Genomic DNA, 16,338 nt, shown 5'->3' with positions numbered 1-16,338 from the left:
TGTGGCGTTAGGGGCGTACTTTCTTTCGGTTACCTTGCTTTACACGAGTAAAAACTATTTGGTCTGGAACCAAATTGGACAGCTTTAGCTGGCCCGCGAAGCGGGTGAGCTACATGGACGCAGACGAACACTAAAACTCCGGGAGAGTTTTAGGACAGCTTCAGCTGGCCCGCGAAGCGGGTGAGTCTCAGGGATGAGACGAACAAAAATGGCGCCAGAAGGCGCCATTTAGAGAAGGAGTATCACCCTAAAGCAGGTTAAACGTACTTCACATCAATAATTTCATATTCCACCACACCCGCCGGGGTGTTAATCGGCACAACATCATCAAGCTCTTTACCGATTATACCTCTGGCAATAGGCGAATTAACCGAAATCATATTCTGTTTCAGATCCGCTTCGTCATCACCCACTATCCGGTAAGTGGTCTCTTCTTCTGTATCCACGTTTAACAATGTCACTGTGGTACCAAAGATGATCTTGCCCGTATTAGGCAGTTTGGTGACATCGATAATCTGTGCGTTAGACAGCTTGGCTTCGATATCCTGAATTCTTCCTTCGCAGAAGCCTTGTTGCTCACGAGCGGCATGGTATTCGGCATTTTCCTTAAGATCGCCATGCTCTCTGGCTTCAGCGATAGCCTGAATAATTTGCGGCCTTTTTACCGATTTAAGTTCATTCAGCTCTTTGCGCAACATCTCTGCGCCTTTGGCTGTCATTGGGATTGATTGCATTAACGAGTCACTCTCTCATGTAGTTCTTGTAATGAATTAACGCGGGCACGATCGTCGGCCTCCTGCGCATTCATGGTTGCAAAGGCTGCATTCATAGTGGTGGTGTACGCCACTTTATTCAACAGGGCTTCCCGTCTGATATATACAGAATCGTTAATTGCCTGTCTGCCTTCGGTCGTATTTATAATGTAGCAGTACTCACCATTTTTGATCGCATCGACGATATTGGGGCGACCTTCGGCAAGTTTATTCACTACCGCGCAATCCAGACCCGCTTCGTTGAGCACCAGCGCAGTGCCTTTGGTGGCCTCGAGCTTAAAGCCCTTGGCGAGCATGGCTTTGGCCAGTTCTATGACCCGGCGCTTGTCGTTCCCGCGCACGGACAACAGCGCTTTGCCTTGCTTGGGCAACGGCGCGCCAGCACCAAGATTCGCCTTGGCGTAGGCTTCCTCAAAGCTCTCTCCTACTCCCATTACCTCGCCGGTACTGCGCATCTCAGGGCCCAGCAAGGGATCCACACCCTGGAATTTAGCAAAGGGGATCACCACTTCTTTAACCGAGTAGTAAGGAGGTATCACTTCGCTGGTAAAGCCCTGTTTGGTCAGTTTCTGACCGGCCATGGCCCGGGCAGCAATTTTTGCCAGCGGCACACCGGTAGCTTTAGAGACAAAAGGAATGGTTCGTGCAGCGCGCGGGTTGACTTCAATCAGATACACTTCACCGTCTTTCACCGCAAACTGGGTATTCATCAGGCCGACCACTCCAAGCTCCAGAGCCATGGCCCGAACCTGATCGCGCATCTTATCCTGAATTTCCTGCGGCAGTGAGTAAGGTGGCAAGGAACAGGCCGAATCACCGGAATGCACTCCGGCCTGCTCAATGTGCTCCATAATACCGCCCATAACCACGGTCTCACCGTCACTGACAGCATCCACGTCTACTTCAATGGCATCATCGAGGAATCTGTCCAGCAATACCGGAGATTCGTTGGAAACCTTAACCGCCTCAGTGAGATAACGCTTCAGATCCTTGATGTCATACACAATTTCCATGGCCCGGCCACCCAATACATAAGAAGGGCGCACCACCAACGGGAAGCCGATACGTTTGGCCTGTTCAATAGCCTGCTCGATATTGCTGACCGTCGCATTGGCAGGTTGTTTCAGATCCAGCTTATGTACCATCTGCAGGAAGCGCTCTCTGTCTTCTGCCCTGTCGATAGCATCCGGAGTGGTACCGATAATGGGCACCCCATTGGCTTCCAGCGCCCGCGCCAGTTTCAGTGGCGTCTGGCCACCGTACTGCACAATCACCCCTTTAGGTTGCTCAACCCGGACAATTTCCAGTACATCTTCTAAAGTCACAGGCTCAAAATACAACCTGTCGGAGGTATCATAATCGGTGGAAACGGTCTCAGGGTTACAGTTGACCATAATGGTTTCGTAACCGTCTTCGCGCATGGCCAGCGCCGCATGTACGCAGCAATAGTCAAATTCTATGCCCTGACCTATGCGGTTAGGCCCGCCGCCGAGCACCATGATCTTATCGCGGTCACTGGGGTCGGCTTCACACTCTTCGTCATAGGTGGAATACATGTAAGCGGTGCTGGTAGCAAATTCTGCGGCACAGGTATCCACCCTTTTGTACACTGGTTTGATATCCATTTCGTGACGCTGACCGCGCACATCGGCTTCCGCCACCCCCAGAATATCTGCCAGTCTGGTATCGGAGAAACCTTTGCGCTTAAGTGTGCGCATCAGGGTTGCATCGATACCGGCTAAGCCCAGTTTTTCGACCTTAGTTTCTAACTGCACCAGTTCTTCAATCTGCACCAGGAACCAGGGATCGATATTGGTCAGTTCAAACACCTCATCGACGCCCATCCCCAGGCGGAAGGCATCAGCGATATACCACAGGCGTTCGGCTCCTGCCTCTCGCAGCTCACGCACAATTTTGGTTCTGGCATCAGAGTCAGATAAGTCCACCACGGGATCAAAGCCAGAGACATTCTGTTCCAGTCCACGCATGGCTTTTTGCAACGATTCCTGCTGATTACGGCCGATGGCCATCACCTCACCCACAGATTTCATCTGTGTGGTTAAGCGATCATTAGAGCCGGCAAATTTCTCAAAGTTAAAGCGGGGTATTTTGGTCACTACATAGTCGATGGCCGGCTCAAAAGAAGCAGGCGTCAGACCGCCGGTAATTTCATTAGAAAGCTCATCCAGGGTATAACCCACCGCCAGTTTGGCGGCTACTTTAGCAATCGGGAAGCCGGTTGCCTTGGATGCGAGTGCCGAAGAACGGGATACCCTGGGGTTCATCTCGATGATCACCAGGCGCCCGGTTTCAGGGTCAACACCAAACTGCACATTTGAGCCGCCGGTTTCCACACCGATTTCACGCAATACCGCCAGTGCCGCATTACGCATAATCTGGAATTCTTTATCGGTCAGCGTCTGTGCCGGTGCCACAGTAATAGAGTCACCGGTGTGAATGCCCATAGGGTCGATATTCTCAATGGTACAGACGATAATGCAGTTATCGTTTTTATCCCGTACCACCTCCATTTCATACTCTTTCCAGCCAATCAGGGATTCGTCGATCAGCAGCTCTTTGGTGGGCGATAAATCCAGCCCGCGCCGGCAAATTTCTTCAAACTCTTCAACGTTATAAGCAATGCCGCCACCGGTGCCGCCCATGGTAAAGGAGGGACGGATAATACAAGGGAAACCAATGCGACTGAGTACATCGTGAGCCTGCTCCATACTCTGGGCAATCTCCGCTCTGGGACACGCCAGACCGATGGCTTTCATGGCCTGATCAAAACGATCCCGGTCTTCTGCTTTGTCGATAGCATCAGCCGTGGCGCCGATCATCTCCACGCCAAACTCTTCCAGTACGCCGTACTTATCCAGTTCCAGTGCACAGTTAAGAGCTGTTTGCCCGCCCATGGTCGGCAGTATGGCATCGGGGCGCTCTTTTTCGATGATTTTCTTTACCACTTCCCAGTGAATAGGCTCGATATAGGTGGCATCGGCCATTTCCGGATCAGTCATGATGGTAGCCGGATTGGAATTGACCAGGATCACCCGGTAGCCTTCTTCGCGCAGGGCTTTACACGCCTGAGCCCCGGAATAATCGAATTCACAGGCCTGGCCGATAACGATGGGACCAGCGCCGATAATAAGAATACTTTTTATATCTGTACGTTTTGGCATGCTCTTCCCCGTTACTTGCTTGCTTGGATAAGTTCGATGAAATGATCAAACAAAGGTGCGGCGTCATGGGGGCCCGGACTGGCCTCAGGGTGCCCCTGAAAACTGAAAGCCGGTTTATCAGAGCGATGGATACCCTGAATTGAATCATCAAACAATGAAATATGTGTGACGTCGAGATTGTCCGGCATGCTGTCCTTGTCCACCGCAAAGCCATGATTCTGACTGGTGATCATCACTCTGTTATTGGCGATATCTTTTACCGGATGGTTAGCACCATGATGACCGAATTTCATTTTCTCGGTTTTTGCACCGCTGGCCAGGGCCAGAAGTTGATGGCCCAGACAAATACCGAGAATAGGCAGGTCCTTTTCCAACAGGGCTTTAATCGCCTCAATGGCATAAGTGCAGGGCTCGGGGTCGCCCGGGCCGTTAGATAAGAAGACCCCATCAGGGTTCATGGCCAGCACGTCTTCGGCACTGGTCTGTGCCGGTACCAGTGTCAGTTTGCAGCCACGGTCCACCAACATACGCAGAATGTTGCGCTTGGCACCAAAATCGTAAGCAACCACATGGTAAGGCAGATCCTGTCGGTTTTCCTGATGTCCACTGCCCAGTTGCCAGCTACCATGGTTCCACTCGTAGGGCTTGTCAGTACACACCACCTTAGCTAAATCCATGCCTTTGAGGCCAGGAAAAGCTTTCGCCTGGTCAAGGGCTTTGCTCTCATCCAGATTATCACCGGCCACAATACAGCCGTTTTGCGCACCGCTGGTCCGCAGAATCCGCGTCAGACGCCGGGTATCAATGTCGGCAATTCCGAGAATATTGTGTTTCTTCAGATAGTCAGACAAACAGAGCTGATTACGGAAATTGCTGGCAATCAGCGGTAAATCACGGATCACCAGGCCTTTGGCCATCACCTTGTGGGATTCAGTGTCTTCGTCGTTGGTACCGGTATTGCCGATGTGGGGATAAGTGAGGGTTACGATCTGTTCGGTGTAAGAAGGGTCGGTCAATATTTCCTGATAACCTGTCATGGCGGTATTAAATACCACCTCCCCAACTGCGACACCTTCAGCTCCGATGGCGGTACCTTTGAAAACTGAACCGTCTTCAAGGACCAAAAGGGCGGATTTAGTCAAGTCAACCTCCTATTCGCTGCCCCCGCGGCTAAACGCAGGGGTAGACTGGCAACTCAAAAAAAACGGGCGTAATCAGTTTCAAAAATGAAAGCTGGCTACATCCCGTCTACTTGTTTTTGCTGACTATACAAGCCGGACACTCCGGTCAAATGCAAAAATTTGGCAAATTCGTAATAGTCTACCTTAAATTGACCCTGAGGTCTAATATCAAATAGATAATAACTAAAAATAGCGCTTTAAGATTAAAAATTAATCCAAACCTCCATAACATGCACTTATCTGGGCTTTACTATTCCAGCCCCAGCACCTGCTGCATGCTGTAAAGCCCTGCGGGTTTGTCTTTTAACCACAGGGCAGCCCTTAATGCGCCTTTGGCAAAGGTCAGGCGACTACTGGCTTTGTGAGTGAGCTCAATGCGCTCACCAATATCGGCGAACATGGCGGTGTGCTCACCGACGATATCTCCGGCCCTGATGGTAGCAAAACCGATCTGTTGATGTGGCCGCTCACCGGTATGGCCTTTACGCCCATAAACAGCGTCTTTGCCCAGATCCCGGCCCAGTTCATCGGCAATGGCCTCACCCATAGCCACAGCGGTACCAGAGGGAGCGTCCAGCTTATGCCGGTGATGAGCCTCCCAGATCTCGATATCGCAGCTTTGCCCCATTACCCTGGCTGTCTGTTTAAGCAGATTCAGCAACAGGTTAACACCCACACTATAATTAGCCGCAAACACAATGGGGATTTGCTCTGATGCTCGCTCAAGCAACACTTTTTGCTCATCGTTCAGACCCGTTGTACCTATTACCACAGGTTTATTGTGAGCAAGACACCAGTCCAGATTGGTTTTTAACGCATCAGGCAGGGTAAAGTCGATCATGACATCCAGTTCGTCGGCTTGTTGTTCCGGCCGGTCTGTTACCGCCAGACCCTGGTCGCCAATACCGGCCAGTTGACCAACATCCATCCCCAGCCAGTCCGAACCTGAGCGCACTATGGCGGCGCTGAGTTCTGCCTGAGGCTCCTGCGTCACTGCTTCAATCAATACCCGGCCCATGCGGCCATTGGCACCAAAAATACCTGTTTTCATGTGTTTCCCGTGTCGCTATTTTGATGAAATAGAGTGTGTCTTACATCAATCAGATTAATACTGGCTTAATGTCAGCGGGTAACAACCTTACAAAAAAGATTGCTGTTCGGCTATAAGGCTTTTCAGTGGCGGGAGCTGGAATGGTATTTTTGCAACTGCCCGGCTTCACGCATCTTATGCAGCACCCGGTTAAAAGAATGGGTCAGCTCCGCATCCCAGAAGGCCCCCGGATAACTGGTTGGTGGGAATATACTATGTACTGTGATTTTACCTTCACCATAGTTTTTATGACTGAAATACTCCAGCACCCTGCGATCCCCGACAACCACATCGACCTTGCTGTTTATCAGCAAATCCAGCTGGCGCTCCCGATCAGCCATCTCCATATAAGCAGTTTCCTGAAGTGCTGATTTAAAATCTGCCCCTAATACCTCACTGGCCTTTTGATAAGCCACCACCGCTTTGCCGCGCAGGTCCGCCATCTTTTGCAGTACGATACCATCTCCCGCCCTGGTTACTGCAACATCCTGAATATCAAGGTAATCCCGGGTCTGGTGTGCTCCTTTGATTTCAAAGGCCATGGGGCTGACATAATCCAGTTCTTTGTCACGAAATTTCTGGATCAGTCGCTCATAAGCAAACAGCTCTATTTCCACCTCAACACCGAGCTGTTCGAAAACATGTCTGACGATATCGTAATCAATACCCTGAAGCTTTCCATCGGCATCGGCATAAGCCCAGGGAGCCGAATAGTGCAATCCGACTTTAACCGGTACGGGAGGCTCACCGGCAACAGCATTCCCCGCCAACAGCAATATAACAAATACAATTAGTCTCATCGGCAATTAATCGTCGAGTTGATGAGAAAACAACCAGGGAAACAGGTCCGGCTCTGAAAAAGCCTTGTCCCAGCTATTATGGCCGGTATCTTTATACAAAGTGAGCCTGGCATTACCACCATGCTGATTAATGGCCGCGACCATTTGCTCTGATAAATCCGCATCAACCACCTCATCATCTTCGCCGTGAAAAGCCCAGAGTGGCAATCCCTGACGATAATGACCGGCGTTTTTCAGATTACCGCCACCACAAATAGCGATAGCTGCGGCAAACATCTTTGGGCGCCTGGCAAGTATTTCATAAGTACCCATGCCACCCATGGATAAGCCACCTACATAAATTCGTTGTTGATCAACAAAAGGCTCTGAGCTCAATTCATCCATCAATCCCAACAGCAATTGCATGGCCTGGGTGGGCTGCGCGTCCTTGTCCGCAAATCGCAATTTATAAGGACTGGATTCACTATTAACATCGACATTGGCCCAGTAGTCCTCCTCCGCGGCCTGCGGGAATACCACTATCGCCGGATACTCTCGCTGGATTGCCTCCCGGGCAAACAGTTCGGCACCATGGGTAAGCTGAGCAAGATTATCATCCCCCCTTTCACCTGCGCCGTGCAGAAACAGCACTAAAGGATAGGATTGTTCAGGATCAAAATTCAGTGGATAGAGAATACGGTAGGGCAGAGTCTCTCCCTGATGGCTGAAAACAAGAGCTTTATAAGCATTCGCTTGTGCTGTGAATGACATCATCAAGGTTAATATGAGTGTAAAACAGAACTTTATCACCATCGCATTTGCCCGTTAATCAATACTTAACATCGGCAAAGACTAACTCAAAAGCTGCTTCAGCGGCAGCCCAAAATTTCGGGCAGTCACTTTGTCCGGCTCCAGATTCAATTCAATAATAACAGGCCCGGTCTTACTAATGGCCATATCCAGGCCTGCAAACCGGGAATGAGGAAAGACGCTAAGGGTTTTTCTGGCTAACGCCAGGCATTCATCCCAGTAGGGCAATTGACGTCCTGTCAGTTGCACGCCTGAATCCGGGTGCGTATCAAATTCAACGGGTAAAAGCTCGGTCGTCATGGCGCGTTGCAACTGCCCTGTCATCATATTCACCCGCGCAATAAAGCCGCCCTGACTGGCATTATCCACAACAGCATGTCGGCGACCAATACGCAGAATGACTCCCAATACCTGAGCTTCGCCATGAGTCTGCTTTACCCAGATCCGCAATGTATTGACACTATCGGGATTAAAATCAGCCATGACACTGTGCTGTACCAGGTAATGTTCAATCAGCATACCTTGTGCTGACCGCAAATATCGGCTGACAAATTCGGGCACGCTAAGCTTTTCGTTTTGCCCTAAGGGTATAAGATACAAACGCTCATTTTCTGCCTTTACCTGTGCCGCCACAAAACCACTTCCGCCCCAGCCTTCTGTTGGTTTGAAACACAATGTTTTGCCAATACACAATGACAACATATCACTGAGTTCAGTCGCGCAGCGCAAAGGCTCGCCCCGTTGCGCGAAACCTTTCTGCGGATGAAAAAACCCTGCGAAAGCGGGGGTGGGAATTCCGGCCAATTGTAACAGCGCCTTCTCCGTGACTTTATGCTGAGACAGCTTCCGGTAAGGAACGGGGTTGAGCTGTGCAAGCCGCCGTTGATACTGCTGTGAATTGAGAAACCCCATCTTGTCTTTAAAAGACAATTCAGGCCGCCAAAGCTGGGCTTCGTAATACATCAGAGGGCCCAGCCGTTTGAGCATAAACAACGTCAGCAACTCAGAATACTGTCTTGAGTAACTAATGCCGTTTTGTTGCTTTACCCTCTGAGATGCAACGGAGACAGACTGACATTTATCAGACAGGCGGTTGAGACTATTCTTACAACGACGAATCAGATGCTTTAGCGGTATCACGCCCCCAACTCCAGTGGTCTGGCACAGATATAATGCAGACTCCACTGCAGTGTGACGCAATCTCCCCGCCATTCAGGAGTCAGATATTCCTCTATCCCCTGCATCAGTACCTTATCGTCAGCCAGGTCAATTCCAAACAGATCGCGGCAATACGCCAGCATCTGCTGTTGCGAGGAAAAGAACCAACAAAAGGGGTGTTGCTGTTGACGGCAAACGTCAAAGCCATTGTCTGCTATCTGCGAGTCAATATCCGCTGTCAGAAAGTCCCCTTTATGTCCCATGGAATTAAACTCGTCGACAAATTCATTTAAAAAGCGGGCTTGCGCAGTATCCGCATACACATCACCAATCACCAGACGTCCGCACGAACTCAAAACCCGATGACATTCCCTGAAGAACCGGGATTTATCTTCTACGTGATGTAATGCTGCCAGTGATAGCAAGCGCTCTACGCTGTTTTTTTGGACTGGCAGGCTGTCAAAGCCTCCAATCAGACGCCTGCAATGAGATGATTGAGGACAATGCCGGGCAAACTCGGGGGTGGTTTCAACAAAGAGTAAGTTGACTGAGGGATCATGGATATACTGTTTAAGGTATCCCCCCCGGAGGGCATATCGACTATCCACTGCCCTGTTTCAGGCTGCAGGTATTCCAGTGCAATTTCAAACTCTAATCTACGCGCATCAGGCACTGACTGCATGGCCTGATGATAACTCCAGGCGCGATTGTTGAATATCTCCTGATAGGTATCAAACATTGGCGATCACTACTCCCACATCATTGTCCTCTCATTTTGAGTTGACGCTGCTGACTATTACGTAAGTCGCAGAGAATTAGTGACTGTCTGTTCTGGCCCCGCTCCGTTTGCACCATCCCGGATATTAAAAATCACTAAACAAAATCGTTTTTTTACTGCCAGGGCAGACTTGAATACTTTAGCCTGCAGGCTCTGCTAACCTTGCTGTGTAGCAATACCGGCGCGCTTCAATTCCTGCTTCAACCATTCGCTGAACACTTTAATCCTGGCGATGCGCGGTGAGTCCTGATCGTACAGCAAAGTAAAACGCTGCCCGGGTTCAATACTGATATTAAAAGGTTTGGCCAATAACCCGTTCTTAATCAGATCCGAGACCAGACAAGATGACGCCAGACACACTCCCTGACCGGCCATCACGGCATTGATGCCCATCTCCAGTGTCGACACTTCCAGCCAGCTCATCTGACTACTGTGCATTTTTACGCCGGCAATATCAAACCAGTTTTTCCAACTAAACCGGCCCTTTCCTGTGGCTTCAACCAGTTGACAACAACCAATTTGCTCCGGCGTCTGAATATTGTTTTTTTCAATCAGACTGGGGGAGCAGACCGGGAATACCGGATCGATAAATAACAGTTCACTGTAGACTGAAGGGTCAATGGTATCCCCCTGACGAATGGCAACATCCAGTCCTGAGTGGCGCACATCTTCCAGTTCTACAGAAACAAACACTTTAACGTTGATCGAAGGATATAATGCCGCAAACCTCCATAACCTCGGCACCAGCCAGATCGACGCAAAAGACAGACCAGTGGTAACATTCAGGATCCCCTCCTCAGGCTCGACCTGTACCCGATCAAACCCTTCAGATAGCAGAGAAAACGCTCTGGAAACATACTCCTGTAAGGTTCTGCCCTGACTGGTCAATACCATTGCCCGCCCTTTGCGGGCGAAGAGCTTGACCATCAACTGCTGTTCCAGGCTGCGAATTTGCTGACTCACCGCCGCCTGAGTGATAGCCAGTTCCCGCGCAGCCACGCTGTAACTCTGATGTTTGGCCGCCGCCGCAAAACAACGCAGTAATGCAATATGTCTCAGTCGCTTATCCATAAGTTTTACTTATTTTAAAGTTAATTATTTATCGTTCGTTTTCTGTTCACTCCTGCGCCATTATTTGTTCGCAGATAATTTAAAGGACAGCACGAAGATGAACAGCCAATCCAAATTAAAACAGCAAGATAGCTCAGGCAAGGCAAAGAATGCAAGGGTGCAGGAAAGCAGAATTGAGTTATGGTTAAGGCGTATCGGCAAGGCGTTGAAAACCGAGCAGATGGTTAAGTACAAGTAATAGTGCTCAACTTGATTGCGCCTGCTTACGGCTGGATTTATTTAATCCCGGATAGAAAAAAACCACAAAACAGAGTCGTTTTGTGGTTTTTTAAGTACTTATTCAGCGGGGCCCGTTCAGCCGGTCAGATCATCAAAAAACTTTTTCACTCCGTCGAAAAAGCCCTTCTCCTTGGGCCGGTATTTGGCGGCTTCATCGCCGGTACCCATGGATTTATCCAGCTCTTCAAGCAGCTCTTTCTGTTTGCTGTTGAGGTTTACCGGGGTTTCCACCACAACTTTACACATCAGATCGCCGACGGCACCGTTACGCACCGACTTCACGCCCTTGCCACGCAGACGGAACATACGTCCGGTCTGGGTTTCCGGGGAGATTTTCAGTTTGACCTTACCTTCAAGAGTCGGTACATGCACCTCACCACCGAGGGCCGCACGGGTAAAGCTGATAGGCACCTCACAATAGAGGTTATTGCCATCACGGACAAAAATCGGGTGCTCTTTGATATGCACCTGCACATAAAGATCACCGGCAGGGCCGCCCAGTTCTCCCGCTTCGCCTTCACCGGATAAACGAATCCTGTCACCGGTATCGACACCGGCCGGCACTTTCACCGACAGGGTTTTACTTTTCTCTACCCGACCCTGGCCATGACACTTACGACAGGGGTCAGAAATAATTTTGCCGCGCCCGGAACAGGTAGGACAGGTCTGTTGTACGGCAAAGAATCCCTGCCGCATCTGTACCTGGCCCTGACCATGACAGGTAGGGCAAGTGGTGGGGCTGGAGCCTTTCTTAGCCCCTGAACCGTCGCACTCATCACAGCCCACCAGAGTAGGAATACGGATCTCTACATTCTTGCCGCGAACGGCTTCTTCCAGAGAAAGCTCGAGGTTATAGCGCAGATCTGCGCCCTGACGGGCCCGCGATTGCTGGCGGCGGCCACCACCAAAGATATCGCCAAACACATCACCGAAAATATCACCAAAATCGGCATGACCCGCGCCATGACCGCCGCCACGATTAGGATCGACACCGGCGTGACCATATTGATCATAGGCTGCACGTTTCTGGGGATCGGTTAAGACCTCATATGCCTCCTGTGCTTCCTTAAACTTTTCCTCTAATGCCTTATCGCCCTGATTACGGTCAGGGTGATATTTCATCGCCAGGCGTTTATAGGCCTTTTTAATATCACGCTCCGAGGCATCTCTGGATACCCCTAACGCTTCGTAATAGTCTCGCTTCGACATATTGCTTGCTCGCCTCCGAATACAAACTCGGGCGCAAAAGGAGTTATCCTCTGCGCCCGACGTTATCGGCAATCACAATGTGACCGCATCGATCACTTAAGAGGACTTTTTATCGTCGTCTTTCACTTCTTCAAACTCGGCGTCCACCACATCGTCATCCGCCTTGGCTGAAGATGACTGGGCATCACCGCCTGCTGCACCTTCAGCTCCCTCCGCTGCGGCCTTGGCCTGAGCAACTTCCATCAGTTTGGCAGAGGCCTGGATCAGCTCCTGAGTCTTGGCTTCAATCTCAGACTTGTCGTCGCTCTTGATTGCCGCTTCCAGTGCTGAGACAGCGGTTTCGATCTGAGTCTTATCTTCCTCACTCAGCGCATCGCCGGCCTCTTCAACCTGCTTACGGGTGGAATGTACCAGTCCGTCAGCCTGGTTACGGGCCTGCACCAGTTCCTCAAACTTCTTATCCGCTTCGGCGTTCGCTTCGGCGTCCTGTACCATTTGATTCACTTCATCTTCAGACAGACCGCTTGAAGCCTGGATAGTGATCTTCTGCTCTTTGCCGGTGTCTTTATCCTTAGCCGACACATGCAGGATGCCGTCAGCATCAAGATCGAAGGTCACTTCAATCTGTGGTGCACCACGCATCGCCGGGCGGATACCCTCAAGGTTGAATTGCCCCAGTGACTTGTTACCGGCAGCCTGTTTACGTTCACCCTGCATAACATGCACAGTAACCGCAGACTGGTTGTCTTCTGCTGTTGAGAACACCTGCGACTTCTTGGTCGGAATAGTGGTGTTTTTCTCAATCAGCTTGGTCATTACACCGCCCATGGTTTCAATACCCAGAGACAGTGGCGTAACGTCGAGCAAGAGTACGTCTTTGACATCACCGGCCAGTACCCCCCCCTGAATCGCCGCACCTACTGCTACGGCTTCATCGGGGTTAACATCTCTGCGCGGCTCTTTGCCAAAGAATTCCGTTACATATTTTTGCACCAGTGGCATACGGGTCTGGCCGCCAACCATGATGATGTCGTTAATGTCTGACACAGACAGGTCTGCATCGGCCAGAGCCTGCTTAACCGGCCCTAAGGACTCTTTCACCATATCTTCAACCAGTGATTCGAGCTTGGCACGGGTCACTTTGATCGTCAGGTGTTTAGGACCTGACGCGTCAGCGGTAATATAAGGCAGATTGACTTCTGTCTGCTGTGCAGAAGACAGTTCAATCTTGGCTTTTTCTGCCGCTTCTTTGAGTCGCTGCATGGCAAGCGGATCTTTACGCAGATCCATACCCTGATCTTTCTTGAACTCATCGACCAGATAGGTGATCAGACGGTTATCAAAGTCTTCACCACCTAAGTGGGTGTCACCGTTGGTGGCAAGTACTTCGAAGGTGTGCTCGCCTTCCACTTCATCAATTTCGATAATGGAAATATCAAAGGTACCACCACCGAGGTCATAAACGGCAACCACGTTGTCGCCTTTTTTCTTGTCCATGCCATAAGCAAGGGCAGCGGCTGTGGGTTCGTTGATGATACGTTTTACTTCCAGACCGGCGATACGTCCGGCATCTTTTGTGGCCTGACGCTGAGAATCGTTAAAGTAGGCCGGTACGGTAATCACCGCAGCCGTCACTTCTTCACCGAGGTAATCCTCTGCGGTCTTTTTCATCTTTTTCAGCACTTCGGCAGAAACCTGCGGCGGCGCCATCTTCTTGTCGTTCACTTCAATCCAGGCATCACCGTTATCTGCTTTGATAATACCGAAGGGCATGATATCGATATCACGCTGCACTTCTTTATCTTCCCAGCGACGGCCAATCAAACGCTTGATGGCAAACAGGGTGTTTTTTGGATTCGTTACCGCCTGACGTTTGGCAGGCTGGCCGACAAGCGTTTCACCGTCTTTGGTGAAAGCAATAATTGAGGGGGTGGTACGATCCCCTTCTGCATTTTCAATAACACGAGGTTTGTCACCGTCAAGAACGGCAACACATGAGTTCGTTGTACCTAAGTCAATACCAATGATTCTGCCCATTAGTCCACTCCAAAATATTCGTTAATACCAGTTGCTACTTTTGTGGGGATGCCAGTGCTTGTTTTCAATAACAAGGGCAAAAAAATCCCCAGTAAATTTGTGTCTATTGTTTAACCTGGATTCTGCAGTTGCGTGCGAGACGAGAGTGCATCTATCTGATTTGGATGGCGTAATGAAAAAATCCGTGGTCACCTTATTGGTGATGAGGCATTTTTTCATATAGCCAGCCGAATCAAGGAGATGTGCTATCGTCCGTGTGTCAACTGCCGAATTCAGGTTTATGCTTCGGTATCCACACCACCTTCGGGGGCGCGGGATACCATCACCATGGCCGGACGTAACAAACGGCCGTTAAGCTGATAGCCTTTTTGCATGACAGCGATAACAGAATTCGGCTCCACCTCGGCGCTTTCCTGCATCGACATCGCCTGATGCAGGTCCGGATTAAAGCTCTCACCCTGCGGGTCAATCACCTGGATACCGAATTTCTCGATGGTGGAGATAAATGACTTGTGCGTCAGCTCCACCCCTTCAATTAAAGGTTTCACCGCCTCATTGCTGGCATCGGCCACCTGCAGCGCGCGCTCCAGATTATCCACTACTGTCAGCAGCTCACCGGCAAAACGCTCCAGCGCAAACTTTCTGGCCTTATCGATTTCGGCTTCTGCCCGTTTACGGGCATTTTCCATATCCGCTCTGGCCCTGAGCACAGAATCTTTCTGATCCCTGATGGTGTTTTCTGCGTTCTCCAGCGCCTGTTCCAGCTCTGCAATTCGCTGCTGCTCAGGACTGAGCTTCTGCTCTTCCTCTGCAGCCTGCTCTGCCGGGTTGTCCTGCTTGATTTCAGTTTCCGGCTGCTGCTCGTCTTGTTGTGGCTGCTGCTCGTTGCTCATTCGGCTCTCCGTCTAACTAAGTCTGTAATTCAGGTTGCAGCAGTAAATGGGGTTGGTTTGCGACGATTCAAGGTTTTTTTTACGACTTGCTGACTATTGCATTATTTGCCGCGACAGTTACCCTCTTTGGCATTAGGATAAAAGACAAATTGTTTTCCAACCGGAAACAGGCCATTGCCATGCAAGAGCGCTTTAAAACCATAGGCTTGATCGGTAAACCCAATCATCAGGGAGCCAATGAAAGCCTGAGGGCGATATACGACTATCTCACCAGCCACCAGTTCAGGGTATTAGTGGAACAGCGGGTGGCATTGGAGCTGGATCAGGATGGTGCCGAGGTCATGGATTTGGTCAGTATTGGCAAACAGGCCGATCTGGCCATAGTGGTGGGCGGTGACGGTAATATGCTGGGTGCTGCCAGGGTGTTGTCCCGTTTTAATGTGGGCGTGGTGGGCGTTAACCGGGGCAATCTGGGATTTTTAACCGATATCCATCCGGATAATATTGAAACCCAGTTAGACGATATTTTTGCCGGGAACTACGTCACCGAACAACGTTTTTTGCTGGAAGTGGAAGTGTATCGCCATGATCAGCTTAAAAGCAGTAATGCGGCGGTTAACGAGGCCGTTGTGCACCACAGCGAAGTAGCCCATATGATGGAGTTTGAGGTGCATGTGGATGAACAGTTTGTCTTCAGCCAACGCTCTGACGGCCTGATTATCGCCACGCCTACCGGCTCCACTGCCTATTCCCTCTCTGGCGGCGGCCCTATACTGATGCCTAACCTTGATGCCCTGACCCTGGTGCCAATGTTTCCCCATACCCTCAGCAGCCGGCCCATTGTGCTGGATGCCAACAGTGAAATACGACTGGTGATCTCTCAGGACAACACCGAAACCCTGCAGGTAAGTTGTGATGGCCATGTGGTATTGAGCGTGCTGCCTGGCGATGAGATCCGGATCCGCAAAAATCCCTATACCCTGCGCCTTATCCACCCTAAAAGTTATAACTATTTCAGCGTGCTGCGTGCCAAGCTTGGCTGGGGCAGCAAACTGTATTAGTGAGGAGAGGGGTGAGGTGCGAGGAGTCAGGTGTTCG

General features: G+C 50.4%; 14 protein-coding genes. 2 read left to right on the top strand and 12 right to left on the bottom strand.

The annotated features are described in order from the left end of the window. Positions 1–257 precede the first annotated feature (257 nt). From greA to AT746_RS07820, 9 genes are all read right to left on the bottom strand, one after another. The gene (greA, locus tag AT746_RS07865; protein WP_062478756.1) at positions 258–734 is read right to left on the bottom strand and encodes a transcription elongation factor GreA; all 477 of its coding nucleotides are present in this window, start codon (positions 732–734) and stop codon (positions 258–260) included. Beyond that, positions 734–3,955 carry a carbamoyl-phosphate synthase large subunit gene (gene carB / locus AT746_RS07860; protein WP_062478752.1) on the bottom strand — a complete coding sequence of 1,074 codons (3,222 nt, stop codon included), beginning with the start codon at positions 3,953–3,955 and terminating at the stop codon, positions 734–736. Before carB ends, greA begins: the two co-directional genes overlap by 1 nt. Before the next feature lie 11 nt (positions 3,956–3,966). Then, the gene (carA, locus tag AT746_RS07855) at positions 3,967–5,097 is read right to left on the bottom strand and encodes a glutamine-hydrolyzing carbamoyl-phosphate synthase small subunit (RefSeq protein ID WP_062478749.1); all 1,131 of its coding nucleotides are present in this window, start codon (positions 5,095–5,097) and stop codon (positions 3,967–3,969) included. 289 nt (positions 5,098–5,386) lie between these two features. After that, the gene (gene dapB, locus AT746_RS07850) at positions 5,387–6,187 is read right to left on the bottom strand and encodes a 4-hydroxy-tetrahydrodipicolinate reductase (RefSeq protein WP_062478746.1); all 801 of its coding nucleotides are present in this window, start codon (positions 6,185–6,187) and stop codon (positions 5,387–5,389) included. Positions 6,188–6,309: 122 nt separating this feature from the next. Then, a complete protein-coding gene (locus AT746_RS07845; RefSeq protein ID WP_062478743.1) occupies positions 6,310–7,026 on the bottom strand; it encodes a substrate-binding periplasmic protein in 717 nt (238 codons plus the stop codon). A gap of 6 nt (positions 7,027–7,032) precedes the next feature. Continuing rightward, complete coding sequence (locus tag AT746_RS07840; protein WP_197414346.1) at positions 7,033–7,779, bottom strand: prolyl oligopeptidase family serine peptidase; 747 nt, start codon at positions 7,777–7,779, stop codon at positions 7,033–7,035. A gap of 78 nt (positions 7,780–7,857) precedes the next feature. Further along, entirely contained in the window at positions 7,858–8,955 is a 1,098-nt protein-coding gene (locus AT746_RS07835) for a sugar-transfer associated ATP-grasp domain-containing protein (protein ID WP_197414345.1), read from the bottom strand. Further along, entirely contained in the window at positions 8,952–9,581 is a 630-nt protein-coding gene (locus tag AT746_RS19615) for a methyltransferase domain-containing protein (RefSeq protein WP_082633191.1), read from the bottom strand. The genes AT746_RS07835 and AT746_RS19615 overlap by 4 nt, the downstream gene beginning before the upstream one ends. A 326-nt stretch (positions 9,582–9,907) precedes the next feature. Then, entirely contained in the window at positions 9,908–10,822 is a 915-nt protein-coding gene (locus tag AT746_RS07820; RefSeq protein WP_062478726.1) for a LysR substrate-binding domain-containing protein, read from the bottom strand. Positions 10,823–10,919: 97 nt separating this feature from the next. On the opposite strand from AT746_RS07820, the gene AT746_RS19780 reads away from it, so the two are divergent. Next, on the top strand, positions 10,920–11,060 hold the full coding sequence (locus AT746_RS19780; RefSeq protein ID WP_156413649.1) for a hypothetical protein: 141 nt from the start codon (positions 10,920–10,922) through the stop codon (positions 11,058–11,060). Between the two features lie 116 nt (positions 11,061–11,176). Here the strand turns inward: AT746_RS19780 and dnaJ are convergent, their stop codons facing one another. The 3 genes from dnaJ to grpE all read right to left on the bottom strand — a co-directional run bounded on the left by dnaJ (position 11,177) and on the right by grpE (position 15,240). Continuing rightward, positions 11,177–12,310 carry a molecular chaperone DnaJ gene (dnaJ, locus tag AT746_RS07815; protein ID WP_062478723.1) on the bottom strand — a complete coding sequence of 378 codons (1,134 nt, stop codon included), beginning with the start codon at positions 12,308–12,310 and terminating at the stop codon, positions 11,177–11,179. A gap of 96 nt (positions 12,311–12,406) precedes the next feature. After that, positions 12,407–14,347, bottom strand: a complete 1,941-nt coding sequence (gene dnaK / locus AT746_RS07810; RefSeq protein WP_062478719.1) for a molecular chaperone DnaK — start codon at positions 14,345–14,347, stop codon at positions 12,407–12,409. Between the two features lie 278 nt (positions 14,348–14,625). After that, the gene (gene grpE / locus AT746_RS07805; protein ID WP_062478716.1) at positions 14,626–15,240 is read right to left on the bottom strand and encodes a nucleotide exchange factor GrpE; all 615 of its coding nucleotides are present in this window, start codon (positions 15,238–15,240) and stop codon (positions 14,626–14,628) included. Positions 15,241–15,419: 179 nt separating this feature from the next. Between grpE and nadK the strand changes: the two genes are divergently transcribed. Continuing rightward, complete coding sequence (nadK, locus tag AT746_RS07800; RefSeq protein ID WP_062484080.1) at positions 15,420–16,301, top strand: NAD(+) kinase; 882 nt, start codon at positions 15,420–15,422, stop codon at positions 16,299–16,301. Positions 16,302–16,338: the final 37 nt, after the last annotated feature.

It is taken from the genome of Lacimicrobium alkaliphilum (assembly GCF_001466725.1).
Taxonomy (GTDB): Bacteria; Pseudomonadota; Gammaproteobacteria; order Enterobacterales; family Alteromonadaceae; genus Lacimicrobium; species Lacimicrobium alkaliphilum_B.
This window is presented reverse-complemented; position numbering and strand designations above follow the sequence as displayed.

Coding starts and splice junctions, on each gene's coding strand:
- greA (WP_062478756.1), bottom strand. CDS start 734: ATGCAATCAATCCCAATGACAGCCAAAGGCGCAGAGATGTTGCGCAAA.
- carB (WP_062478752.1), bottom strand. CDS start 3,955: ATGCCAAAACGTACAGATATAAAAAGTATTCTTATTATCGGCGCTGGT.
- dapB (WP_062478746.1), bottom strand. CDS start 6,187: ATGAAAACAGGTATTTTTGGTGCCAATGGCCGCATGGGCCGGGTATTG.
- AT746_RS07845 (WP_062478743.1), bottom strand. CDS start 7,026: ATGAGACTAATTGTATTTGTTATATTGCTGTTGGCGGGGAATGCTGTT.
- AT746_RS07840 (WP_197414346.1), bottom strand. CDS start 7,779: ATGATGTCATTCACAGCACAAGCGAATGCTTATAAAGCTCTTGTTTTC.
- AT746_RS07820 (WP_062478726.1), bottom strand. CDS start 10,822: ATGGATAAGCGACTGAGACATATTGCATTACTGCGTTGTTTTGCGGCG.
- AT746_RS19780 (WP_156413649.1), top strand. CDS start 10,920: ATGAACAGCCAATCCAAATTAAAACAGCAAGATAGCTCAGGCAAGGCA.
- dnaJ (WP_062478723.1), bottom strand. CDS start 12,310: ATGTCGAAGCGAGACTATTACGAAGCGTTAGGGGTATCCAGAGATGCC.
- dnaK (WP_062478719.1), bottom strand. CDS start 14,347: ATGGGCAGAATCATTGGTATTGACTTAGGTACAACGAACTCATGTGTT.
- grpE (WP_062478716.1), bottom strand. CDS start 15,240: ATGAGCAACGAGCAGCAGCCACAACAAGACGAGCAGCAGCCGGAAACT.
- nadK (WP_062484080.1), top strand. CDS start 15,420: ATGCAAGAGCGCTTTAAAACCATAGGCTTGATCGGTAAACCCAATCAT.